The following is a 23,403-nucleotide window of genomic DNA, read 5'->3' on the forward strand; positions in this document are numbered from 1 at the left end:
CCTTAATTATTTTAGACGTTCTGTCCTTATTTGTCACCCATATAAAGTCGGATTGTTGAACCCTCTGTCACTTTAACTCCTGGTTCTGGTGACTGCGCGAGAACGTAACTTCCTTCCCCATCAGCTTCTACTTTTAATTCATAGTAAGATTCATGAATTTCCCGCTTTGTTCGCCCAATTAAGTCAGGCACTTCAATTAACGGAGTGTCAGTCCAAGTTAGCTCTTTCTCAATTTGCCCTTCACGCTTTTCAACCCCCATTGCAAGCAAGCTATCTCCAATAACATTCCCGACTATTGGCGCTGCTACAACTCCACCGAATTGCAACGTGTTTTTTGGATTATCAATTGCGACATACACAACAATTTGCGGGTCGTCAGCAGGTGCAAATCCAATAAAAGAGACAATGTGATTATTTTCTAAATAACGACCATCTTTTGCCTTCTGAGCTGTTCCTGTTTTCCCGCCAACTCGGTATCCATCAAGATATGCTCCTTTACCAGAACCTAGAGCCACAACATGTTCAAGGGCATATCGCACTTCTTTTGATGTCTCTTCTGAAATAACCCGCCGTTTCATAATAGGAGATTGTTTATCAACAACTTCACCAGTTAAAGGATCGACCCATTCTTTTGCTAAGAAGGGCTGGTACAAATATCCTCCGTTAATCGCAGCTGAAACAGCAGCCACTTGTTGAATTGGCGTAACCGCTACCCCTTGACCAAAAGCAGTAGTCGCTTGTTCAAGAGGACCGACACGATCTCGGTTAAATAGGATTCCAGTTCCTTCCCCTTGTAAGTCAATTCCTGTCTTTTTACCAAATCCAAAGTCTTCAATGTAATCAAAAAGTCGGTCTTTGCCTAACCTTTCTCCGAGTACAACAAATCCTGGGTTACATGAATTTTGTACTACTTCTAAAAACGTTTGGTGTCCATGCCCACCTTTTTTCCAACATCTCAAATTCCTTCCAGCCACTTCAATATAACCAGGGTCATTAAATGTGTCTTTTTTAAGATCTACTTCTCCCTCTTCTAGAGCAGCTGCAAGTGTAATAATTTTAAATGTCGAACCAGGCTCATATTGCATCCACACTGGTTTATTTTGATTATATATTTCCGGGGGAACATTTTGAAAATCTTCTGGGTTATAATGTGGCCTACTACTCATTCCCAATACTTCACCTGTATTAGGATTCATTGCAATCGCAATGGCACCATCAGGATTATAAGTAGCCTCCGCAATATCCAATTCTCGTTCCATGATTGTTTGTACGCGACTATCAATTGTTAACCGCATATCCAGGCCATTTAAAGGTGCCGTATACTCATCTGCAAGATTTGGCATACGATTCCCTTTAGCTGTAGAAAAGAAAGAAACATGACCACCAGTTCCTTTCAACTCTTCATCATAATATAACTCAAGCCCCGTTAATCCTTGGTTGTCAATCCCAGCAAATCCCAATACATGCGAAAGGTAACTTCCAAATGGATAATGTCTTTTGCTATCTTCGGCAATATAAACTCCTGCTAAACGTAACGCTCGAACTTCACTCGCTTTTTCTTTTGTCACTTTTCTTCCCTCAGGATTGATTCGTACAATGGATTCATTTTTTGTTACATATTCATAAGCTTTTTTATGATCCATATTCAAAACTGAAGCTAATTTTTCGGCTGTATCAGCTGGATCTCTTACTTGTCTTGGAACAACGAGAATCGATGGTGCACTTACATTTGTTGCTAGAACTACATCATTTCGATCACGAATTTCCCCTCTTTTTGCCTCAAAAGGTACATCCCTGCTCCATGAGTCTTCCGCTCGATCTGTTAACCAATCACCTAGTGCAAACTGAACGTAGCCAAGCCTTAAAGCAATAATTAAAAAAACAGCCAGTCCAAAAAAAAGTACAATAATTAGTCGTTTACGTACTGTTACGTTAGAAACTCGCACTGTAATACCTCCTGCATACATTTCATATCAGCTTGTTTAAACGTATGCTTGTACGCAGTTAGATAGAACAAGTGCTGTAGCTTCTCTATTCTCCTATTTGTTCAGTTTGTGTTTCTGTCAATGGTTCAGATAGCTCGTCCTCTGAAATCCTTTCACGACTATTAGGCTCAAGCTCAACTACTATATACTCTCCTTTTCGTATCGTCGATCCCGGTTCTACACTCTGTTTTTGTACATATCCATTACCAAAAAAAGTTGGCGTAAGCTCCATAACTTCGGCAAACCTTCGGACATCGCGATTTGACCAGCCTGTTAAATCAGGCATTTTAACTGTTTCACTTTCTGTTCTAATAAAAAGGCGCTCTCGTGGTAACATTCCCTTTCCAGAGAGAGGTTGCTGAGAGTCGACTTTAGAACCCGAACCAAGCATAACTAGATCAATTTCTTCAGATTGAAGACTTTCCTTGACCTCTGCAGTTGACCGGCCAATATAGTTCTCCGTCTCGAATCCAGCTTCTGTTTCTTCGACAATTTCTTCGACTGTAGGTGTAATATTTAAATATTGTAAACTATGCTTCATAATTGTGTTGAATATCATCGATGTAGGAGCAGAACCCACTTCATCTAATCCTATTTTCGGTCGGTCCACTGCTACATACACAATGACTCTTGGGTCTTCTTTAGGAGCCATACCTAAAAATGAAAATATATTTTCACCATGACCTGTAATATAGCCAGATCCATTCGGATTACTAATCTGAGCAGTTCCAGTTTTCCCAATTACATTAAAACCTTCTAAATAATACGGGTGACCAGTACCAGCAGAAGAAGTAACAACACCTTCTAGAAGATCTTTCACTTGAGCAGCAGTTTCTTTTGATATCGGTTCTCCGACAACTTCAGCTTCATTCTTCAGAACGACCGTATTCGAATTTGGATCTACTATACGATCAATAATGTAGGGCTTCATCATTTTCCCTTCATTTGCTATCGCAGTTGCGGCTTGAATTTGTTGAATAGGTGTAACAGCAGTACCTTGGCCATAAGCCGTAGTTGCTACTTCTGTCTGTCCATATTTGGCTATTAGGCTATCTGCCTCATTAGGCAAATCAATTCCTGTTTTTTGGCCAAATCCAAACTTGTGTAAATAATCATATAACTTATCTCCACCTAATTTTTCAAGGGCTATTTTGGCCATCGCTACATTCGACGATCTGTAAAACCCTTCATCATACGAAATAGAACCCCATCCTTTCCTATTATTATGATCTCCTATACTATGATCAGCTACTTGGATCGTACCAGACTGATAGTTTTCACTTCCTGAATAAACCCCTTCTTCTATCGCAGCAGCAACAGTAAACATTTTCATCGTTGAACCTGGTTCAAAACGATCTGAGATAGCATAATTTAAGTAGTTTGTAATTTGCTCATATTTGTTCGGATTGAAGCTTGGACGATTGCTCATTCCGAGTATTTCACCAGTTTTTGGATCAGCAACTATCGCGATCATTTTCTCTGGATTGTATTCTTCCTCGACTTGAGTCATGACCTGCTCAAGAGCAGTTTGAATATTTGAATCTAATGTTAAGTACACATCTTGTCCGTTTTTGGCTGCTGTAATGTGCTGATTAGGATTTACCAAAGGAATGCCTTTACGATCTCTTTGATAGCTAATGGACCCATCCTCAGCTTTTAAAAGGTCATTTAAGCTTCTCTCAAGCCCCATTCTAGCTTCCCCCATATCTCTTTCAGTATAACCAATAACATGAGAGGCATATGTTTGTTTCGGGTAATATCGCCTTGGTTCATCGCGGAAATAGATTCCATCTAATTCTAAATCAAGAATCGCGCTCATTTGTTCATGTGTCATGTTTTTAGCGCCTGCCCCAAGCTCAATCTGAAATTTCCCACTTGTCTTTCCATTTGTTAATGCATTGGTCAATGCATGTTCATCCATATTAATATGTGGACCAAGTAAATTAGCCGTTTTTTCAACATCTCTTACATAACTTTGATAATTTTCATCAAGTACCGCATAGACAGTATAAGAGTTAAGTTCTTGTGCTATCGCGCTCCCGGCACGGTCATATATGGTCCCACGAACGCCTTCAAGGTTCTTTGTGGTTGTCCATCTCTCTTCCCCAAGCGTTTGTAGATTTTGTCCGTCTATTTCCTTTGTCGTTTGAATATAAACAACTCGACCAAGCAATATGCAAAACAAGACTAGAACAACGCCTAGCAATAAAACCGCTCTTTTGTTTGTTACAGATCTTTTTATTTCCAATGTTTTCACCTCTTTATCTACTATGCCACAGGTGAGATTCGATTACAGCATTTCAAATTATGCCATTTTAACGGTATGTAAGAAGTAAGAGGGAATTCACCTGTTTTTTATAACACTCTGTTAGCTGAAAAAACTAGCTCATCGCTGAACTAGTTTTGCACGACTTTCACCTTATTATCATCAAGAGTCATTCCAAGCTCCTCTTTTGCAATATGTAAAATACGATCTGGTGCACTTAGTTCGACCACTTGTAATGTAAGTCCCTCATTCAACTGTGCTTGTTGATTAATTGTTTGTTGTAATTGATAAGCTTCTTGATTTACTGTGTAAAGAGTTGCGTAATTATGAACTATAACTCCGAATACGATAAAAGCGATGAACGTAATTAAGCCAGCAATCGCTTTTTCACCAACTGTTATTGGGTTACGAACTCGGCGTACTCGTGTTTTAGTTTGTATTTGCCTTTGTTCTTGTTCTTGATACTTACGCGCTAACATACTCAAATCATACTCCCCCTTAACGTTTTTCTGCCACTCTTAACTTTGCTGATCTTGAACGATTATTCATTTCTAACTCTTTTGGTGAGGCAACTATTGGTTTCCTTGTTATCAATTTTAAAATTGGTTCATAACCTTCTGGAATAATAGGCAGCCCCGGTGGAAGGTCTGGGCCTTTACTTTTTTCCCGAAACACTTCTTTACAAAGCCTGTCCTCTAATGAATGAAACGTGATAACCGAAATCCGACCTCCTGGTGCTAACAAAGAAATTGAATCCTCTAATGCTTCTTCGAAAGCTCCTAATTCATCGTTAACAGCTATTCGAATCGCTTGAAACGTTCGCTTGGCCGGATGTCCACCAGTCCGCCTTGCCGGAGCCGGTATTGCTTCTTTTATAATCTCCACAAGTTCCCCTGTTGTCTCAATTTTCTTATTTTCTCTATGAGCTTCTATCTTGCGTGCTATTTGCTTGGCAAACTTTTCTTCTCCATACCTTGATATTATTTTAACAAGGCGCTCGAATGCCCATTCATTTACCACTTGATAAGCTGAAAGCTCTGCTGTTTGATCCATCCTCATATCAAGAGTGGCATCTTGATGATAGCTAAATCCACGTTCTGCATCGTCGAGTTGAGGGCTTGACACCCCAAGATCAAATAATATCCCATCTACGCTCGTAACTCCCCGTTGATTTAATTCACGCTTTAAATAGCGGAAATTACTTTTAATAAACGTTACTTTTCCCATATAAGGTTGCATTTCTTCTTTTGCATGTTCTAAAGCTTTGTCATCTTGATCAAATGCAAAAAGATGTCCATTTTCTCCAAGTTGTGATGCAATTAACGACGAGTGTCCAGCCCCACCGAGTGTACAATCGACGTAAACTCCATCTGGTTTGATGTTTAATCCATCTACTGATTCTTGTTTTAATACCGTCACATGATGAAACATTCCACTACCTCCAAAGGCACTATCTCTACAAATCAAAATCCACAATATTTTCAGCTATTTCGCTAAATGATTCTTCTGATTCAGCAAAATACTCTTCCCAAATTACTTTACTCCAAATTTCAACTCGATTGGATACTCCAATTACAACGCATTCCTTATCAAGCTGTGCATATTCCCTAAGTGGAGAGGCTATATTTACTCTCCCCTGTTTATCTATTTCACATTCAGTTGCACCAGAAAAGAAAAATCTCGTAAATGCTCTAGCATCTTTCTTAGTAAAGGGCAGGGTTTTTAGTTGGTTCTCGAGTTTCTTCCACTCTTCCTGTGGATAAACAAATAAACAACGATCAAGCCCACGGGTCACAACAAAAGACGAGCCTAAATTATCCCGAAACTTTGCCGGAACAATCATACGACCTTTCTCATCTACGTTATGGCGATATTCACCCATAAACATCGCGTACCCAACTCCCCCCACTTACTACCCTTAAGTTACCACATTCCTCCACTTCGCACCACAACAAATTTTCAAATTATCCACAACAAAAAAAATCCCACCATAAGGCAGGATTTCTTTATCCACATTTCGACGGGAAAACATAACACAAATTTACAAATAGACGACTTTATGCTTGTCGTTAACCGACATCTTTGTTGACAACAATCGCCTGAATCGTTCAATCCCGATGACATTCATCAACACAATTGGATGAATTATGCGTTCTTGCGGTCGATTTAACGGGGCAAGCCAATGCCCTGTTTCTGTAAATTTCGAAAGCGCATTCTCATGGCTTTGTCGAACAAAATTTTTCATCTTTTTTTCCATGAAATTTATTTGATCATTGAGAATAACGAGGTTTTTTTCACTTAATTTAGCTAATGTCGGGTCCATTTTTTGAGCAAGCTGTCGTATCGGATAGTGATTGGTCACTAACTCATTTCTAACCATATCTACCACCTCACTAACAGGATATGGTGTCACATCTTTTAGCCAATCCTCTTGAATTTCTTCTAATTTCCCTTGTAAAAACGGTTTGATATCATAATTCATTTCCTCCAACCACTTTCCAACTTGTGGAGGAACGAATGTCATCTGAATCCGAGGTACAATAGGAGGCATTTTCACATCAAAATGAGCAAACACTCCCTTTAATGTAGCCCAATATAACAACTCACCAGGTCCAGAGACAAATGACAAAACAGGTAACAGCCATTCTTGCATCAGTGGTCTCGTTACAACATTATTGCTAAATCTTTCGGGAGTTGAAGTAAGAATCTTGATTAATTCCTCTTTTGTATACGTTATATTTATTCCCTTTACAGAAAAAACACCTTCATGATAATCAAGTCGTCTCCGCTCCCCATTTATTTCAAAAAACAAATGAGCATTTTTTTCATCTGTTTTAATCGGCTCACCGTAACCGGCTTTTAAAAACGATCGCGCCCCCTCTTGCTGAGCGCTTTGAACTTGCTCAACCTCTTGGATTAATCGCTTAAAATAGTCAACTTCTAACTTTCTAATCGCTGGGTCATGAGCATCTAATAATAACAATCCCTCTTTCCCAAAAAACCAATTCATCACTTTTCGAAAAAAATCAACAATTGTCTTCGACTCACTTAAAAAAACAGATACTTTTCCAAGTAAAGATTTCGTAAAAGCTGTTTCGGGCAACGTCGCAAACATCTCCTGTACCCACTTCTCTAGTTCTTCTGAATCTAACGGAAGAGACGATGCCGACGCTATTGGCAATTCGCCATCATACAAATGCTTTTTCCAACGTCCCGCTTTCTCTTTATAGACATATCGTATTTCATCAACATCGTGATCTTCTCCTGCAACCCAAAATATCGGAATGACAGGTAAATTTAATTTTTCTTCCTGTTGTTTTGCTAATAGGATTATAGACATTGCCTTATAGACAGTATAAAGAGGCCCAGATAGAAGACCAGCCTGCTGTCCACCAACAACAACCAATGAATTAGAGGTACGCAGTTTCTCTATTTGTATACGGGCTTGATCTTCAAAGTCAAGAGATGAATGAACAGACGATAAGTAATCTGCCACCTCGTTCCGTTTAAATGTTCTTGTTAAAATATGATCGACTCTTTGGTTAAATTTATCATCATCAGTATAGGAATAATCAAAAAAAACTTCATTCACTTTTTCCCCACTAATATATTCACTTATAAAGCCAGTATCAGCTGTTAAGTCGATTTCTCTTACTTCCATATGTTTAGACGTCCTTTCGCATTACTAAATTCCTTTCAATCATAGCAAAGTACAAGCATTTGACCAAGTGTAACGAACTGATAATTAACTCAAAATTCTTAATAGCAATCCAAATCCACATAAAAATATGTATATCGTAAAAAACAACAAAAAATTAAAACGCCATATACCTTTAAATAATTTTCCGACATGTATATCTCCAGAAAATCTCCAATGTATAAAAGTAAAAATAAGAGCAACAAAAAAGAAAACAGCTAATATCACCCATAAAAGCGATTTAGCCCAAAGCTCAATAATGATAAAATAAACAGCAATCATAAAAAGAACTGTCGTCCAATCAGATGCACGCTGAATAGACTTGGATTTATTTTTAGATATTTTAACAGAGACAATATAAATGAAATACCACCCTAAAAGAGGTATCGTTACAATCGTAGCGATCACCCAAGCTACCACCTCAGTCATAAGCATCCCTCCCTTGTTTCAATTCTTTTGCTCTTACCCCTTCATAAAGGAAAGTTAAGATAGGAATATCAATCTGTTGATCCCTAGCTCTTCGAATCAGATATCCAACAATGCTATCAATTTCTGTTTTCCGATTATTAACAATATCTACAAGCATTGACGAACGGTTATGCGCAGTTTTCCTACAAACCTGACAAACATACTCCCACGTGTCTGAATCATCGACGAATCCAACTACCGAGATTACTTCTTTGAACACTAAATTCATCATAGATAAATAGTGTTCATTCTTTACTAATTCACCATTTTCCACTTGAAATAATGCTGTAATTGGGTTAATACAAGCATTCACAATAAGTTTACTCTCTAGCATATTAGTCCAATCTTGCTCTTTTTCAACTGGGAAGTTAGGATCGATAATTCCTTTTAATACTTCATTTATGATCCCTGAACCCTCACGTACATAACTCCACCTTAATTTCCCTACACCTGTATGGTGTACGGTAAAATCATTTTCACGTAACGCACCATGCTCAATTACCCCCACAGCCAATTCTGGTATAGCTAATTTAGAAAATATCTCCGTATGTCCCATTCCATTTTGCAAAAAAAGAATCGATTTCACATTTGTAAAATCCACTTTCTTTAACACATTTGTTACCTGATAAGACTTCACAGTGACGATTAAAAGATCGATTGTTTCATCCCAGTTAAAATTAGAGAATGTAGTCACAGGTACATTCATTTTCGCTATTTGTTTATGACGAATTAAATGAATCCCTTTTTCATTTATCACAGTTGTTTGTTCCTGTCGATTGGTCACTAGTGAGACCATATGATGTTGATGAGCTAAATAAAACGTTACTAACAACCCGATAGAACCAGGTCCTACAATTACAATTTTCACTTTTACGGCTCCTTGAATTTTTAACAAAATTGTACCATAACTTTTAGAAAAACTAACGAATATTAATAATCTGATTTTTAAGACATTTTTAACTTTAACAAAAAAAACTACAATTTTAAACGCTTCCAACTAAAATTGTAGTAAAATAGAGAAGAACATGCTTAAGAGGAGGATAACCAAATGCACAATTATGAAGTGAAGCGATTACTTGTAAACTATAAAACATTAGAAGAATTTAAAAACTTTCGTGAATATGGCTCTGCAGAACTCTCAATGAAAGACGACTTAGAAGCCAATATGATTGAAAATGATAGCGAATCACCGTTTTATGGAATATATTTCGGAAATAAACTTGTCGCTAGAATGAGTTTATATCGTATTGCCGGAAAATTCGATCGCTATTTTAATCCGCCTCAAGATTATTTAGAACTGTGGAAATTAGAAGTATTAGAGCCTTATCGAAAAAAAGGATATGGAGAAACATTAGTTAATTTTGCAAAATCATTTGGACTCCCTATTAAAACAAATGCCAGACAAGGCTCAAGTGATTTCTGGAACCACATGAGTTTTGAAGCCGCGACATATGATGCTAGTAGAGATCGTGGTGAAAGTCCATTCGTCTGGTATCCAGCAGGTGTCAAAGAGCAACAAACTGATCAAGAACTCATTAATGTTGAATCATCTGAAGAGATTAATTAAAAACGTGATTTAGAAAAGACACATGGGCGCTCATTGGCGCTCATGTGTCTTTATTAAATAGATAACTTCCTCGCTCGATCCATAATAGACAAAAGAGCTCGGTAGTCTTCTGTCATTACTTTCTTTTCTTCTTTTACTTTTTCAAGCTCTTTCTGAAGCTTTGCATTTTCAGATTTCAACTTTTCAATTTCTTCTGTTGGAATACGATCTTTCATGCTTTCGTGATATTCTGATAAAAAAGACAAGACCGTTTCCATCGTAATTACAGAAGTTTCTATACTGTGCTTCATTACTTTCTCAGATTCACCCTCTAGTGGCTTTGTTACTGTTGCAACTGGCTCATTTATCTCTTCACTACTTTCCTCAAACCACTCCATTTTCTCAGAAAGCTGCTTCTTGCCTTTTGAACGTTGTTTTTTTGCTAATGCAATTGCTGATTCATACTTTTTGCGGATAGCTGAATTCCACCTAAAACCACAAGCTGCGCTCGTTCTAGACAAGCGTTCTCCAACCTCTTCAAAAGCAGAAAGTTGTGTACTCCCTTCCCGAATATGTCGAAGAACAACTTCAGCTAATATTAAATCTTCATCAGTGTTCCATGCATCTTGGCGAATCGTTGTCATAGAAACCCTCCTCAAAAGTCTCGTTTGCTTATACGTATGCATCTACTAGAGTAGAAAGACTTATTATCAGCAAAAAAATGATATTCTCTTCCGTTTTATGTAGATAGATTTAGCGTTAATAGAGGTTGCTCCAAAACCGTGCGCAAGTTATTCTACTCAGCTATAATTTATGGAGTAACAAATCCATTTGACGCGTGAGGCAGTAATTCATGAGTGTAACTCATAGCTTCAAGGTTTCAAAAGAGGAGTACCATACCTTTTGACAACCTCTAGTAGACAAGTATTACCGATTTTCCAAGATATATTCATAAATCTAGCACTGAAACTCTTATGAGCGATTTAAAAATGCTCGAACAGCTTCATGATGTACATCCGTCTCCCATAACTTGGCACAGTCCTTGATTTCATTCTGGATATTTCTATGTATATTCGGTCGATCTAATTGATCTAATAATCTTGCTTTGTAGGCTTGTAACACACCTTTATTTTGCAAGAAATATGACTCTAAGTATTCTATAACCCCTTCTAAAAAAGACGCATTATAAATAACTTTGTGCACGAAACCCTGTTTGTACAGTTCATCTGTACTATACATTCGAGCTGAGAGCAACATGTCTAGTGCTATCTGGTTCGTTACTCTCTCAAAGAGTAATGAACTTCCTCCCCAACCGGTTGTTATACCAAGTTCCCCTTGAACAAAGCCCAATTTGACGTGAGGAGCCGCGATTCTTAGATCACAGGCTGTCGCTAACTCGCTCCCTCCCCCAACAGCAGTTCCATTTAGAGCAGCTACTGTTACTTTTGGGAAAAATGCGAGTCTTTCTAAAATTGCCCCCATTTTCAATAGCATCTCCTTCGCTTGCTTTTCGGTTTTCAAGTATTGAAACACTGACAAATCTCCCCCAGAACAAAAGGCACGCTCTCCTGAACCACTTATAACAACAATGCAACTAGCATCCCTTTCAGCAAGCGTTAACGCTTGGTTTAATTCATCCATCACCTGTTCATTTATAGCGTTTCTTATTTCTTTTCGATCAATTTGAATTAGAGTCACACCAGTTCCATAGTTTTTAATCTGTACACTTTCCATACGCTCTCTCCTTTTATGATTGTACTAGCACCAATAGTTCGACCTATCCACAATTTCTCCTCTGGGCTAATCGCCTCTAAGAAGTCTCAGAGGATGAGTAGCAACATAACAATTAGTTACAAAGACAAAAAAGACGAAGATAAACATCTTCGTCTCATTGATCGTATCCAATTACTTGCTGATCACGTCTTGGCCTTTGTAAGAGCCACACTCTTTACAAATACGGTGAGCAAGCTTTAATTCTCCACACTCAGGACATTTAGTCATACCAGGTACCGCTAATTTGTAGTGAGTACGACGCTTATTTTTGCGAGTTTTAGATGTTCTTCTAAATGGTACTGCCATCATTCCCACCTCCTTAAAAAATCTATAAAATCCAACTTCGTTCACTCAAGTTGGGTATATGAAATGAAGGCCCGACCGTTGCCGGTGCTTCGACTTTCCTATTTCTTGTCAAAAAACTTTGCCAAATCAGCTAATCTCGGATCAATTCGATTGTTACGATCTTCTTCCGTTATGATTCCCCAATCTTTCCCGGATGGAGGTGCAAGGCGTTCTGCCTCTTCTTCTGCATATACTTGAATCGGAATTTCAAGTAAAATTCGCTCCTTAATGGCTGGAAGCAAATCAACGGTTTCACCTTCGAAAAAGTTAATATCATCATGATCAACATCTGCGGTTACATAATCATTTGCTTGATGAAAATGCTCAGTTACATGAAGGTCAATCGGAAACTTCACATCAGCTAACGTTCTTACACAGGGAAGAACTAACTCTCCTTTAATCTCAAGCCGAAAGGTAAGCAGTGAACCAGAGTAAATAAGTTCTCCTTTTACATTAAACGGAGATACCGCTCTAATTTCTGGATTTAATTCTTTTAAGCCAGATAAATCAATTTCTTCTTCGAATGTAAATGGTTTTCGCTTGGCAACAGTTAATTGCTGTAATGACCATTTCATCTCTGATCACCTCTAAGACAACAAAATTAAGTATAGCTCTACACTATTTGAATGTCAACCTTTTTTCTTTACACTTGATTGACTATAATAAAGTACTAGAGCTAGTACTTGTTTAAAGCATGACGTTTATTGTAGCATGTCATAAAAGAAGAGTAAAGATACTCTATTTACTTAAGAGTGTAAAAACATTAGAAACCTATCAACAACTCTACGTAGATTTTGAATGAAGCGAATTCACTTTGCTATAAAGGATTAGGTGATTAAATGAAAGCAGTTGGAATTGTAGTCGAATATAATCCGTTTCACAATGGACACCATTTTCAAGTGACAAAAGCACGACAAATAACAAATGCAGATGTTGTAATAGCTGTAATGAGCGCCTCCTTCTTACAACGAGGTGAACCTGCCATTGTTTCAAAGTGGTTTCGAACACAAATGGCTCTCGCATGTGGTGTCGATATAGTGATTGAGCTACCATATATTTATTCTACCCAAAAAGCAGAAACATTTGCGAATGGAGCGATCTCTCTTTTAGCTGAAATGGGCGTTAATTTTATTAATTTTGGTAGTGAATCTGGAAACATACAAGACTTTGAACATTTACTTACATTTATGCGGCAAAATAAGGTCGCCTTTGATCGACATGTGAAAGAAAATATGAAGTTAGGGTATAGCTATCCGCGGGCAACCTCTACAGCATTTACACAATTAAATCCCGACTGTGATACCCTTTCATTAACTGAACCAAATAACATCTTAGGTTTTCATTACATGAAAGCGATTCAAGACCAAGGGTATTCGATTCAAGCGACAACAACGTTACGACGACAAGCTCACTATCACGATCAACAGATTTCTGAAGGCTCAATTGCAAGTGCTACTAGCATTCGTCAAGCAATACAAAATGGGGAGCTGTCAGAGATAAAACATGTCATGCCAACAGAGTCCTACCAACTCCTGAAGTCATATAAACAGACATACTCATTGCTGCATACTTGGCAAGACTATTATGACTTACTTCAATATAAAGTTCTCTCTACACCTGTTACTCACTTACGAATGATTTATGAATGCGAAGAAGGTTTAGAATATCGAGTTAAAAATGTCTCCAAACGCGCTACATCATTTTCTGACTGGATGCAGCAATTAAAAACAAAACGTTATACTTGGACACGACTTCAACGATTAGCTACTCATATATTAACTAACACAACAAAACTCGAAATGAAAGAAGCTTTATCTCAACAAACACCTGAATATATTCGTTTGTTGGGGATGAACACCCTTGGTCAAGCCTATTTAAATCAATCAAAAAAAAATCGGAGTGTTCCATTGATAACAAAGCCTGCAAAAGCTAAAGGAATCACCGCTTTTCTTGAAGAACGAGCAACAAATATATATCTTTCTCCACTTTCAAGTGAAGTTCGACGCAAAGAGATGAGTGAGCAATTTTCAAGGCACCCTATCATTGCACACTAAGAAACGAATCTCCCGCTTTCTCAAATGAACTATACTTATAGAATGAGAATAAATGATTCCCTAAGGCAGTTGCATCGCATTTAATTCAAAACGCAAAGAGCTTATTTGAGTCAAATACTCAGACAAGCTCTTTTTTCAATAATAACTATTTTTGAGGAAGTGATTCTAAAAAAGCCAACGCTTCCTCAAATGTGTCAATCGGAATGATTTGCATATTCGTTCCAATATCTTCAGCAGCTTCGAGGGCTTCCTGATAGTTAGATTCACTAGCCCCACCTTCATTTGGAGCAAAGAAATAATCAGCTCCAGCCTTATCAGCAGCAACAACCTTTTGATTTGCTCCACCAATTCTTCCAACTTCACCTGCCTCATTAATCGTACCTGTTCCAGCTATATCATACCCTTTAGTAATATCGTCTTCTAAAAGTTGATTGTAAATTTCTAAAGAAAACATTAACCCTGCAGAAGGCCCACCTATTTGACTGGTATCAATCGTAACTTCTGGATTAAATGATACGTCTCTGTCTGTTACAGGAGCTGAAATGCCTATTCCTACTCTTCCCGAAGGAGCATTCAAACCTTCAGGAAAAGGTGAGAATCCAAGCTCCACTACTTCGACCTTCTCTTCTCGTTTTACCGTTATTTGTACTGTATCTTCTTCACCCATCCCTTGTAACTTTTCAATTAATTGCTCTGCAGTTTGTAATTGTTCACCATCTACTTCAATAATGTGATCCCCTGTTTGCAAAACATTGTAAGCTGGCATTCCTTCAATTAATGAAGTAACTAATACTCCCTTATGTTCGTATTCTACTATTTTACCTGCTGCTTCATACGCAATAATTTTTGCAACTTCTTGAGAACTTGTCATGGCCATCAACTGCCGATGTTGATATTCTTCATCTGTTTCACCTTCATATCGCAATTGTTCCTCAGGATAAATCATTCTGTACGGACTCAACTGTGCCCAGATATAAAAGAACAGATTTGCCTTCCCCATTTGAACTGTTGTTAACATAAATGAGCCTTCCTCTTCGGTATATCCATCTTCTACGATAATTACTTGATCTAATACCTTTGCTCCTCCTGGTTGGGAATAATAATAAGGAAACTGATAAAAGTGTAGAAAAAGCAAAACAACAATCAAGAAGATCCATCTTTTTTTAATCCTCGACCCTGTCATCTTTGTTCTCCTTCCAATTTGCAATGCAACTTTTGATCTCATCTAATTTATCCAATGTTGCATCTTCCCCACATTGAATTAAACGTTCAACTCCAGAAAAATCTAAAGAACTAGAATGTTTTACTATTGGTCTTATCATAACAGAACTATCAAATTCTTGAATACGAATTAGCTCACGTGTCATAATGTCCATACTTTGCATAATCACATCATAAATTGTATGTAATTCTGGCTCCGTTCGAAAATAAGACACGTCGACAGCTATCGTAACATCTGCTCCCATCTCTTTCACTACTGAAACAGGAATACGATCAATCACCCCTCCATCAACAAGTAACCGTTCTCCTATTTTTTCTGGGACGAATATTCCTGGGATAGCGATACTTGCTCTCACCGCTGTTGCAATATCTCCTTCTGTTAGAATAACTCTTTCACCGTTTTTAATATCTGTCGCGACAACGGCAACTGGAGGGTTTAATTGTTCAAGCTTTTTTCCCTTTGCCAACATTCGAATCACTTCTTTCGCCTTGTGCCCAGCCACAAACCCAAGCTTTGGAACAATAAAGTCAATAAAATATTTTCTTCGAAACAATAAAGCGAATCTCTCTAAATTAGCTGGCGATTGTCCAACTCCATATAAACTTCCAACTAATGCTCCCATGCTACTACCTGCTATATAGTCAATTGGAATGTTTTCTTTTTCTAGAACTTTCAGTACACCAATATGAGCAAAACCACGTGCCCCACCAGAACCAAGTGCAAGACCGATTTTTGGACGAGTTCTCGCCACACTTATCCTCTCCTTACATTTTTGGCTTCCTCAATCTAAATCATATGGTCTATTACAAGCTCGTATACGTATAGTTATATTATGGACATGTTCAAAAAATCTAATAAATTAACAATCCTATACAAAAAGGCAGGCAATAGCTACGCTCATTAATTCTATGTTGTTTTTGAACAACCGCTAAAAGGAGGCCGCTGTTTGATGTCCTTATCCGTTACTAAAACACTCACCCTTGCTCTTTTGAGCATTTTACTAGCAGCCTCACTTATGGTCTTCCCCCAAGAAGCTCTTGAGGGATCAATTCGAGGATTGCAAATCTGGTGGGATGTTGTGTTTCCATCGTTGTTACCTTTTTTCATAGTATCAGAGCTATTAATTGGTTTTGGTGTAGTCACGTTTCTAGGTGCATTACTCGAGCCACTAATGCGTCCACTTTTTCGCGTACCTGGTGTAGGCGGATTCGTCTGGGCGATGGGGCTTGCGTCTGGAAACCCTGCTGGTGCAAAGATCACTGCACGCCTAAGACACGAGAAAAAAGTTTCCAGGATTGAAGCAGAGCGTCTCGTCTGTTTTACTAGTTCTTCAAACCCACTTTTTATTTTTGGGGCGATCGCAGTCGGATTTTTTCATAATCCGCAACTAGGGATTGTCCTTGCTCTTGCTCATTATTTAGGTAATATTATTGTTGGTCTTATTATGCGTTTTCATGGTAGAGAGGAAGAAGCTGCAAGCCCACCTCTTAAACCAAAAGTTAGTGGGTTATTAACAGCCATTAAATTACTTCACGAAGAGAGGATCCGTGATGGGCGTCCGATTGGAAAATTACTTGGCGATGCTGTTCAATCGTCCGTTCGTACGCTATTAATGATTGGTGGGTTTATTATTTTATTTTCTGTTCTAAATAAAATCCTAAGCCTCGTTGGAATCGTCGCTTTTCTTGGTACATTCATTTCTGTCGTTTTAACCTTTTTCCATTTGCCAAGTGAATTTAATGCATCACTTATTTCTGGCTTATTTGAAATGACACTTGGAGCACAAATGGCTAGTGAAACCTCTTCTGTTCGTTTACTTGAACAAATAATTGTTACAAGCTTCATTTTAGCTTTTAGCGGATTCTCCATACAAGCACAAGTAGCTAGCATAATTGCCGAGACAGATATCCGATTTAAGCCATTCTTCATCGCTCGAGTCCTACATGGTTTCATCGCTGCTTTTCTCGTTTTTTTATTATGGAATCCATTTTATGTACAACACCAATTAGCCGAAAAAGAATGGCAAGTCATCCCCGTATTTTTACAAGAACAATCGAGTACATGGTTCCAATCAACTTGGAATCTTATTATTCACTATGGCTCACTTTTCACCCTCTTGATGCTGATATTATTTATCATATTAACTGCAAAAAACGCATTAGTTAAATTCAAGTAACAAGTCTTCGATTAAAATCATAATCAGAGAGGACTGACTCATCGTCAGATCCTCTTGATTCTTACTTTATGAAGTTTCAAATTTCATTTTTAACGCTTCAGCTACCACATGTGGAACAATGTCCGAAACATCAGCATTGTATTTTGCAATTTCTTTTACAATACTAGAACTTAAATAAGAATAATGGTTATTTGTCATCATGAAAAATGTTTCTATTTCTGGCCCAAGCTTCTTATTAATGGAGGCAGCTTGCATCTCATATTCAAAGTCTGAAACAGCCCGAAGACCTCGGATGATCGTATTGGCCTTGTTTTCCTTCATATAATCAATCAATAATCCATTGAATGAATCAATTTTGACATTTTCAAGATCTTTTGTAACTTCTTCTAGTAAGGAAACCCGTTCTTCAACAGAAAACAAAGGTTGCTTATTTCTGTTGTGAAGAACGGCAACAATTACTTTATCAAATACAGACGCTCCTCTCGTAATGATATCTAGGTGACCTAGCGTCACTGGATCAAAACTGCCTGGACAAACAGCTATACTCGCCATTTTTTCCACTCCTCTTTATTTATATATATAAATTGTAATCGTTGTGTCTCCATAAATCTCAGATCGGTATGTTTTTGCTTTTCCAATTTCAGATGGAAGTTTTACCGAAGTATCATGTTCACAAACAATCATTCCATTTTCTTCCAATAAATCATGATCGAGTATGATGCTTATTTCGCTTTCAATATTTTGCTTTGCGTAAGGTGGATCTAGAAAAATAAACGAAAAAGTTATTTCTCGTTTAATCAGTGCTTTTAATGCTCTAGCTGAATCATTTCGATACACTTCTGAACGTTCTTCAAACAAACATTGTTGTAAATTCTTCTTAATTGTTTCAATTGCTTTTCGATCTTGATCTACGAAAATAGCCCTTTCTACTCCACGGCTAATTGCCTCAATTCCTAATCCTCCACTTCCTGCATATAAGTCCAAAGCGAGACCTCCCTGAAAATATGGACCTATCATATTAAAAATCGATTCTTTTACTTTATCCGTGGTTGGTCTTGTTGAAGATCCTGGTACGGCTTTTAAAGGTAAACCACGTTTTTCTCCTGATATCACTCTCACGATTTCCACCTATCCTCTACATACATAATCTACTCTATCCTATCATAAGTGGAATTTATAGAGAATTCCTTCGCAAAAAGGTTGATTCTCAGAGGCCACTGAAAAAGGTCGGTATTTGAAGGAACTGAGCGTAGCCGTTTCCTTGTTTTAAAGGCCGCTATGAGTGGCTTTCTCATAGCAAGCGCGCATCGTACAGAGCCATTGCCGCTTCCTCGATGGACTTTTTCAGTGGCTTCGATTCTCACCTTTTTAAGGGAACTCGAGTCGTCTCCCCCACTCATTTTCATTTTGTCACAAATGAAAAGAAGTGATGCAACGTATTATGCTTGCTAAAAAGATTTTAAAACATTGACATTCATATTAAACAATCTCATTACAATATTTTCTTGTTTCTATGTATGGAATAACGCCATTGCGGTCATACTTCAATTAGTAGCACTCTTATAGTGTTGCTACAACCGCGGAGAAGGCTTACGTTTCCCCATAAGTTCTTCCTCCGGTTTCTCCTCTCCCATAGCCTCATTACATACATAGTATGTGTATGGGCACCTCGCAAGGAATTCCTTGCGAGGATTTTTTTTGCTCGACAAGTTCTATTTTTCATGCTACATTTTTTTGTTGTAGTTCAGGTAGAAGGAAGGGTTTAATGACATGATACAACGATTTATTTTACTAGGTGAAGGATACAACGATTTATATGAATTACTTGAGCTAGCTAGCTCAAACCAATCAAGAATACATATGCTCCTACGTCTTGATACAACGATAAATGATCAAGAAAAGTCTTCGCTCGTTCTCATTTTGCATCCTGCTGTACCGGGAAAAATGATGCCACTTTACCTCTGTTTAGAAGGGATTAACAGTCCAAACAGAAAACAAACCGAACGCTATCGACTCTTTGAACAGCTTTCTAAACAAGTAGACAAACCAATTCATAAACTGGAAGTTAAATCATCCGATCAATTTGAAGAAAAAGATTTATATTATCAATACCTTATTGGTGTTCTTCGAATGAACCGATACATCCCACCCCTACAATAACATGAGCACAACATTGATTATTTAGGATAGACTTTAAAGGATTCGAATTTCATTCACAAATTCACTTGATTCTCCGTTAGGTTAGTTGAGTTCGTAATTGCAAACACACTCAAAAAATCCCCATAGAATGAACGTTCACAGTTCATTTCTACGGGGATTTTCACATATGCTACACTACGTTCTCTTTCTTTTGTCTAAGCTTCTCTTGATCAAATACTTTATTTGCAGTCGGCAAGACTTTTATCTTAACAATCATGACATTCACTAGCAACACAACTGCGCAAGCAAAAAATAGACCTCTTATCCCAATACTTGAGACAATTAATCCCCCAAGTATTGGACCTATCATCGTTCCAAGGTACATGGCACTATTTGAAAAACCATAGGTCCTACTTTCCATACCGGAAGGTGCATGCATCCGAATCAGTGTATTTACAGCTGGCAATAAGCCACCTAGACACAACCCAATTATAAAGCGTAATATAATTAACTGCCAAATATCCGTGACAAATGCCTGTGGAATTGAAAACAATGCAACACCAAGCATTGAATATATTAATACATGCTGTGCACCTTTTTTGTCACTTAACTTTCCTAATTGTGGAGCCGTTAGCATATTCGCAAACCCCATTACCGAAATAACAACACCCGCATAAAAAGCAACAGTTGCAGGGGACGTTAACTCTTCGACAAAAAGTGACAATAAGGGATTTACTCCCATTACAGCAAATTGGATAAGAAAGATAACAACATACAAGGATAAAACAGGCTTACGGCTCGTAATCATTTTAAATTCTTGAAGTGTACTTGTTTTTTCTTTGGACTGAACTGGAGTAAATTGTTCCTTTACAAAAATCAACACAACTATTGTGGCTAATAGGATACACATTCCAGTAATGAAAAAAACCATTCTAAAACCAAAGGACTGAGCTAAGAGTCCACCAATAAGCGGACCACAAATCGCACCAGATACCGAGCCAGATTGTAACAGACCTAATGCATAACCAACCCTTTCTTTTGGTGTATTGGTCGAAATAAGACCAATTGATGCTGGGATAAAGCCAGATACGACTCCATTTAATAAACGCAAAAGAAGAAGAGTAACAGGTCCCGCTGCAAATCCTGTTAAACTTATTATAAGTGCCATACCAAAACCAGAACGCAAAATCATCATTTTTCGACCGTATTTATCAGCCATTCTTCCCCAAAAGGGCGAAAATAAGAATGCAGTTAAGAAATTAGCACCAAAAATAACCCCTGCCCAAATACTAAGAGTATTAGGATTTGTAACACCTAACTCTTGTATATATAGAGGCAAAAATGGAATTATCATCGTCATCGCACTTATAACAAGAAACTGACTAACGACCAAAATCCATAAATTTCGTTTCCAACTTACCATCCTACCACTTCCTTTTGTCTTACCCCTATTCTATATTTCGATAGTCGAAGTAATCAACTCCAGTTTCTCTCATTTTATAAGTACAGGTCTTACAAATTCAGTGGTTTTATCGCAATATCTCCAATTTCTGCAAATTTTTAAAAAAATAAATAATTGGGCATATAAAAAGGTGACTCATTTTGGTTGCATACAGCTACCTTTGAGTCACCCAACTATTATATTCCCATTTTATAATCATACTCTTTTGCTTTATCTGGCTTAGCATTTTGAAATTCAGTTTCAATAAAAGGTCGCATCGACGGCTTAACATCTCTTACAAATGGAAAAGATTGCAATTTTTTTATTGTTTCTTCGACTTTCTCTTGATCACAGTAAAAAACAACATATTTCATCTTTTTTGAAACATAATGAACATTACCAAACCGACGTAGTTGCCTAGCAAACTTTAGTGAGGTAAGCCACACAGCAACTCCTTGACGTTTCGAACCTAACATATATTGTTCTCCTTTAAGTTTGATCTTGTCTTAGTCTAGCATGTTCTAACTTTTCCATCAATAGAACATGTTTTCTTCTACCTGGTTATATAGCATGACAACCTCTTATTATAGAAAAGAAAATAGTAACAAGGGGATGGTGATTATGAATTTAGACAGTTTTAACTCACTCCACAAGAGAAGCTTTTTTGTTAAGGCAATGGCTGTTTCTAATTGCATTCGCCTAACTGACAATTAATTACAAGACACGTCTCAAATGAGTTTACAAAAAAAACGAGAGAGAAGCATTTTGCTTCACTCTCATTTAACTGCAACCACAACCTCCACCTGAACTACAACCTCCACTACATGACATATTATCAAAAAACGGATTACCTGTAGGCACTTTTATCGTATCAGAAACGGCTCTTGCTAACACTTCACTTATCTCATTTAAGAGCGACTCCAGTTCGCGTTCTGCTTTTTTAAAAACAGATACAGACGGCGTTAAGTCCACTTCACGTTTTACTTGGCGTATTTCTGTTGACACTTTATCGTAGTCTGGGTGGTATTTCCCAAAACGTTGCACTTCTTCATATTGGTCCTTCATGTTATTAAACGTTCGAATTCGCTCTTGAGCCTTCGAATCCGCTAGTAGTACCTTTTTTGCTTCAATGTATTGCTGATAAGGTTCAGAATGGAGAACTGCTTGACCCAGTTCACTTGCTTCATCCATTATCTCAAATGCTGAAATAGTTGCGAGCATAACTCACACCTCCTAGAAACCAGTATAACATAACCTAGCTAAATCGTTTAATATAAGAGTTAGAATTTCAAATTAATGGATGATGGCGATATAACTTGTATTCCCAGTAATTTAGTAAGATCTTCTGTTAACTTTAGTAAGGCAACATCTTTTTGTTTCGCTTCAATCATTATATCCAAATGTTCAACTGTTCCAACAATCTTTTTCATAAATTCATAAAGCCTGTCTGAGTCAATAAAATCGTGGTGTCTTCTATCATTCCCCCCTTCTTTCGGGCTAGAAATGTGCATTTTTATTGGTAGTGGACTATCCTTCCACGTATTTGCTACTCGTTCCCACAACAACAGTAGCTCTGTGGACTCGTGTAATACATCATAATGATGAAGATCAAAGACAACAGGTATATGTAATTTCTCTCCAAGGTATAACACATCTTCTATTGGATAGTTAACATCATCATTTTCTAAAATGATCATTTCTTGTATTGTTCTCGGTATTTTCCCAAAGTTGTTAATAAATTGTTCGAGCCCTTCTTCCCTACCTTGCTTCTTACCACCTACATGGAGTACACACCGATGAATATGGGATAACCCCATTCCCTTGAACAGTTTGTAATGCATAAGTAATGTACGTAATGATTGTTGGAGGATTTCTTTTGAGTTATTATTTAGGATGACAAAGTGATCTGGATGAAAATCAACTCTCATTCCTTTCTTATTAATAAAATCGCCTAATTGCTTCAACATTGGAGCTAATGTTCTCTCATACTTCCAACCTTCTGTTAATGGGTGATTAGCCAAAGGGACTATTCGTGAAGACAAACGAAAAAATGTAATATCATGTGCGTGATTGTGTTTTAAAATCCGTAAGCAATTCTCTAGATTGGTTAGTGCTACTCTTTCTAATTTGCGGATGCCGGCCTCTTTGTCTATCATCTGTTCAAATTGTTTCACTGTCACCGTTTTTGAAGGAGATGCATTGGTAAGTAACATACTCATTGCTACATAACCAAGTCGAATTGATAAATTGTTATCCATGATTGACTTCCCATCTTTCTTTGTCTATAATTC

24 protein-coding genes are annotated in these 23,403 nt (G+C 37.6%); 4 read left to right on the top strand and 20 right to left on the bottom strand.

All coding sequences use genetic code 11. The features are described from left to right. Positions 1 to 26 precede the first annotated feature (26 nt). The 8 genes from SLH51_RS09565 to SLH51_RS09600 form a co-directional block, all read right to left on the bottom strand. Positions 27 to 1,946: a stage V sporulation protein D gene (locus SLH51_RS09565; protein ID WP_335960979.1), complete on the bottom strand. Its 1,920-nt coding sequence runs from the start codon at positions 1,944 to 1,946 to the stop codon at positions 27 to 29. An 85-nt stretch (positions 1,947 to 2,031) separates the two neighbouring features. Beyond that, complete coding sequence (locus tag SLH51_RS09570; RefSeq protein WP_390184045.1) at positions 2,032 to 4,242, bottom strand: penicillin-binding transpeptidase domain-containing protein; 2,211 nt, start codon at positions 4,240 to 4,242, stop codon at positions 2,032 to 2,034. Between the two features lie 140 nt (positions 4,243 to 4,382). Beyond that, positions 4,383 to 4,730 carry a cell division protein FtsL gene (ftsL, locus tag SLH51_RS09575; protein WP_335961056.1) on the bottom strand — a complete coding sequence of 116 codons (348 nt, stop codon included), beginning with the start codon at positions 4,728 to 4,730 and terminating at the stop codon, positions 4,383 to 4,385. A 19-nt stretch (positions 4,731 to 4,749) separates the two neighbouring features. Continuing rightward, the gene (rsmH, locus tag SLH51_RS09580) at positions 4,750 to 5,682 is read right to left on the bottom strand and encodes a 16S rRNA (cytosine(1402)-N(4))-methyltransferase RsmH (RefSeq protein WP_335960981.1); all 933 of its coding nucleotides are present in this window, start codon (positions 5,680 to 5,682) and stop codon (positions 4,750 to 4,752) included. A gap of 25 nt (positions 5,683 to 5,707) precedes the next feature. Then, entirely contained in the window at positions 5,708 to 6,139 is a 432-nt protein-coding gene (gene mraZ / locus SLH51_RS09585; RefSeq protein ID WP_335960983.1) for a division/cell wall cluster transcriptional repressor MraZ, read from the bottom strand. Positions 6,140 to 6,292: 153 nt separating this feature from the next. Beyond that, positions 6,293 to 7,912: a bacillithiol biosynthesis cysteine-adding enzyme BshC gene (gene bshC / locus SLH51_RS09590; protein WP_335960984.1), complete on the bottom strand. Its 1,620-nt coding sequence runs from the start codon at positions 7,910 to 7,912 to the stop codon at positions 6,293 to 6,295. Positions 7,913 to 7,996: 84 nt separating this feature from the next. Further along, positions 7,997 to 8,377: a DUF3397 domain-containing protein gene (locus SLH51_RS09595; RefSeq protein ID WP_335960986.1), complete on the bottom strand. Its 381-nt coding sequence runs from the start codon at positions 8,375 to 8,377 to the stop codon at positions 7,997 to 7,999. Further along, positions 8,370 to 9,284 (bottom strand): 2-dehydropantoate 2-reductase, encoded by a 915-nt coding sequence (locus SLH51_RS09600; RefSeq protein ID WP_335960988.1) that lies wholly within the window; start codon positions 9,282 to 9,284, stop codon positions 8,370 to 8,372. Before SLH51_RS09600 ends, SLH51_RS09595 begins: the two co-directional genes overlap by 8 nt. A 180-nt stretch (positions 9,285 to 9,464) precedes the next feature. Between SLH51_RS09600 and SLH51_RS09605 the strand changes: the two genes are divergently transcribed. Then, a complete protein-coding gene (locus tag SLH51_RS09605) occupies positions 9,465 to 9,983 on the top strand; it encodes an N-acetyltransferase (protein WP_335960990.1) in 519 nt (172 codons plus the stop codon). A 53-nt stretch (positions 9,984 to 10,036) separates the two neighbouring features. Here the strand turns inward: SLH51_RS09605 and SLH51_RS09610 are convergent, their stop codons facing one another. The 4 genes from SLH51_RS09610 to SLH51_RS09625 all read right to left on the bottom strand — a co-directional run bounded on the left by SLH51_RS09610 (position 10,037) and on the right by SLH51_RS09625 (position 12,655). Further along, entirely contained in the window at positions 10,037 to 10,606 is a 570-nt protein-coding gene (locus SLH51_RS09610) for an RsfA family transcriptional regulator (RefSeq protein ID WP_335960992.1), read from the bottom strand. A gap of 328 nt (positions 10,607 to 10,934) precedes the next feature. After that, positions 10,935 to 11,696, bottom strand: a complete 762-nt coding sequence (locus tag SLH51_RS09615; protein WP_335960993.1) for an enoyl-CoA hydratase/isomerase family protein — start codon at positions 11,694 to 11,696, stop codon at positions 10,935 to 10,937. Between the two features lie 171 nt (positions 11,697 to 11,867). Next, complete coding sequence (gene rpmF, locus SLH51_RS09620) at positions 11,868 to 12,041, bottom strand: 50S ribosomal protein L32 (protein ID WP_144450654.1); 174 nt, start codon at positions 12,039 to 12,041, stop codon at positions 11,868 to 11,870. Positions 12,042 to 12,139: 98 nt separating this feature from the next. Next, positions 12,140 to 12,655, bottom strand: coding sequence for a YceD family protein (locus SLH51_RS09625; protein ID WP_335960995.1), 516 nt, complete (start codon positions 12,653 to 12,655; stop codon positions 12,140 to 12,142). A gap of 264 nt (positions 12,656 to 12,919) precedes the next feature. On the opposite strand from SLH51_RS09625, the gene SLH51_RS09630 reads away from it, so the two are divergent. After that, a complete protein-coding gene (locus SLH51_RS09630; protein ID WP_335960996.1) occupies positions 12,920 to 14,134 on the top strand; it encodes a nucleotidyltransferase in 1,215 nt (404 codons plus the stop codon). Positions 14,135 to 14,279: 145 nt separating this feature from the next. Here the strand turns inward: SLH51_RS09630 and SLH51_RS09635 are convergent, their stop codons facing one another. Further along, complete coding sequence (locus tag SLH51_RS09635; protein ID WP_335960998.1) at positions 14,280 to 15,317, bottom strand: SepM family pheromone-processing serine protease; 1,038 nt, start codon at positions 15,315 to 15,317, stop codon at positions 14,280 to 14,282. Continuing rightward, the gene (locus SLH51_RS09640; RefSeq protein ID WP_335960999.1) at positions 15,298 to 16,107 is read right to left on the bottom strand and encodes a patatin-like phospholipase family protein; all 810 of its coding nucleotides are present in this window, start codon (positions 16,105 to 16,107) and stop codon (positions 15,298 to 15,300) included. Before SLH51_RS09640 ends, SLH51_RS09635 begins: the two co-directional genes overlap by 20 nt. A 198-nt stretch (positions 16,108 to 16,305) precedes the next feature. Here SLH51_RS09640 and ylbJ point away from each other — a divergent pair, with 198 nt between their 5' ends. After that, positions 16,306 to 17,532, top strand: coding sequence for a sporulation integral membrane protein YlbJ (gene ylbJ / locus SLH51_RS09645; protein WP_335961058.1), 1,227 nt, complete (start codon positions 16,306 to 16,308; stop codon positions 17,530 to 17,532). Positions 17,533 to 17,598: 66 nt separating this feature from the next. Here ylbJ and coaD read toward each other — a convergent pair whose 3' ends face one another. Then, entirely contained in the window at positions 17,599 to 18,084 is a 486-nt protein-coding gene (gene coaD / locus SLH51_RS09650; RefSeq protein ID WP_335961001.1) for a pantetheine-phosphate adenylyltransferase, read from the bottom strand. Positions 18,085 to 18,099: 15 nt separating this feature from the next. After that, positions 18,100 to 18,651 carry a 16S rRNA (guanine(966)-N(2))-methyltransferase RsmD gene (gene rsmD, locus SLH51_RS09655; protein ID WP_335961002.1) on the bottom strand — a complete coding sequence of 184 codons (552 nt, stop codon included), beginning with the start codon at positions 18,649 to 18,651 and terminating at the stop codon, positions 18,100 to 18,102. A 651-nt stretch (positions 18,652 to 19,302) separates the two neighbouring features. On the opposite strand from rsmD, the gene SLH51_RS09660 reads away from it, so the two are divergent. After that, positions 19,303 to 19,692 (top strand): DUF7147 family protein, encoded by a 390-nt coding sequence (locus SLH51_RS09660; protein WP_335961003.1) that lies wholly within the window; start codon positions 19,303 to 19,305, stop codon positions 19,690 to 19,692. Positions 19,693 to 19,861: 169 nt separating this feature from the next. Here SLH51_RS09660 and SLH51_RS09665 read toward each other — a convergent pair whose 3' ends face one another. The 4 genes from SLH51_RS09665 to uvsE form a co-directional block, all read right to left on the bottom strand. Next, on the bottom strand, positions 19,862 to 21,094 hold the full coding sequence (locus SLH51_RS09665) for an MFS transporter (protein ID WP_335961005.1): 1,233 nt from the start codon (positions 21,092 to 21,094) through the stop codon (positions 19,862 to 19,864). Positions 21,095 to 21,309: 215 nt separating this feature from the next. Beyond that, positions 21,310 to 21,588: a YlbG family protein gene (locus SLH51_RS09670; RefSeq protein WP_335961006.1), complete on the bottom strand. Its 279-nt coding sequence runs from the start codon at positions 21,586 to 21,588 to the stop codon at positions 21,310 to 21,312. A gap of 304 nt (positions 21,589 to 21,892) precedes the next feature. Next, on the bottom strand, positions 21,893 to 22,333 hold the full coding sequence (locus SLH51_RS09675) for a YlbF/YmcA family competence regulator (protein WP_335961007.1): 441 nt from the start codon (positions 22,331 to 22,333) through the stop codon (positions 21,893 to 21,895). A gap of 59 nt (positions 22,334 to 22,392) precedes the next feature. Then, a complete protein-coding gene (gene uvsE / locus SLH51_RS09680) occupies positions 22,393 to 23,370 on the bottom strand; it encodes a UV DNA damage repair endonuclease UvsE (protein ID WP_335961009.1) in 978 nt (325 codons plus the stop codon). Positions 23,371 to 23,403: the final 33 nt, after the last annotated feature.

This window comes from Halalkalibacter kiskunsagensis (genome assembly GCF_037027555.1).
Classification (GTDB): Bacteria; Bacillota; Bacilli; order Bacillales; family Bacillaceae_D; genus Halalkalibacter; species Halalkalibacter kiskunsagensis.

What these genes read in the sequence shown, in the direction of transcription:
- ftsL (WP_335961056.1), bottom strand. Translation starts at nt 4,730, where the DNA reads ATGTTAGCGCGTAAGTATCAAGAACAAGAACAAAGGCAAATACAAACT.
- rsmH (WP_335960981.1), bottom strand. Translation starts at nt 5,682, where the DNA reads ATGTTTCATCATGTGACGGTATTAAAACAAGAATCAGTAGATGGATTA.
- mraZ (WP_335960983.1), bottom strand. Translation starts at nt 6,139, where the DNA reads ATGTTTATGGGTGAATATCGCCATAACGTAGATGAGAAAGGTCGTATG.
- bshC (WP_335960984.1), bottom strand. Translation starts at nt 7,912, where the DNA reads ATGGAAGTAAGAGAAATCGACTTAACAGCTGATACTGGCTTTATAAGT.
- SLH51_RS09595 (WP_335960986.1), bottom strand. Translation starts at nt 8,377, where the DNA reads ATGACTGAGGTGGTAGCTTGGGTGATCGCTACGATTGTAACGATACCT.
- SLH51_RS09605 (WP_335960990.1), top strand. Translation starts at nt 9,465, where the DNA reads ATGCACAATTATGAAGTGAAGCGATTACTTGTAAACTATAAAACATTA.
- SLH51_RS09610 (WP_335960992.1), bottom strand. Translation starts at nt 10,606, where the DNA reads ATGACAACGATTCGCCAAGATGCATGGAACACTGATGAAGATTTAATA.
- SLH51_RS09615 (WP_335960993.1), bottom strand. Translation starts at nt 11,696, where the DNA reads ATGGAAAGTGTACAGATTAAAAACTATGGAACTGGTGTGACTCTAATT.
- rpmF (WP_144450654.1), bottom strand. Translation starts at nt 12,041, where the DNA reads ATGGCAGTACCATTTAGAAGAACATCTAAAACTCGCAAAAATAAGCGT.
- SLH51_RS09625 (WP_335960995.1), bottom strand. Translation starts at nt 12,655, where the DNA reads ATGAAATGGTCATTACAGCAATTAACTGTTGCCAAGCGAAAACCATTT.
- SLH51_RS09630 (WP_335960996.1), top strand. Translation starts at nt 12,920, where the DNA reads ATGAAAGCAGTTGGAATTGTAGTCGAATATAATCCGTTTCACAATGGA.
- SLH51_RS09635 (WP_335960998.1), bottom strand. Translation starts at nt 15,317, where the DNA reads ATGACAGGGTCGAGGATTAAAAAAAGATGGATCTTCTTGATTGTTGTT.
- ylbJ (WP_335961058.1), top strand. Translation starts at nt 16,306, where the DNA reads ATGTCCTTATCCGTTACTAAAACACTCACCCTTGCTCTTTTGAGCATT.
- coaD (WP_335961001.1), bottom strand. Translation starts at nt 18,084, where the DNA reads ATGGCGAGTATAGCTGTTTGTCCAGGCAGTTTTGATCCAGTGACGCTA.
- SLH51_RS09660 (WP_335961003.1), top strand. Translation starts at nt 19,303, where the DNA reads ATGATACAACGATTTATTTTACTAGGTGAAGGATACAACGATTTATAT.
- SLH51_RS09665 (WP_335961005.1), bottom strand. Translation starts at nt 21,094, where the DNA reads ATGGTAAGTTGGAAACGAAATTTATGGATTTTGGTCGTTAGTCAGTTT.
- SLH51_RS09670 (WP_335961006.1), bottom strand. Translation starts at nt 21,588, where the DNA reads ATGTTAGGTTCGAAACGTCAAGGAGTTGCTGTGTGGCTTACCTCACTA.
- SLH51_RS09675 (WP_335961007.1), bottom strand. Translation starts at nt 22,333, where the DNA reads ATGCTCGCAACTATTTCAGCATTTGAGATAATGGATGAAGCAAGTGAA.
- uvsE (WP_335961009.1), bottom strand. Translation starts at nt 23,370, where the DNA reads ATGGATAACAATTTATCAATTCGACTTGGTTATGTAGCAATGAGTATG.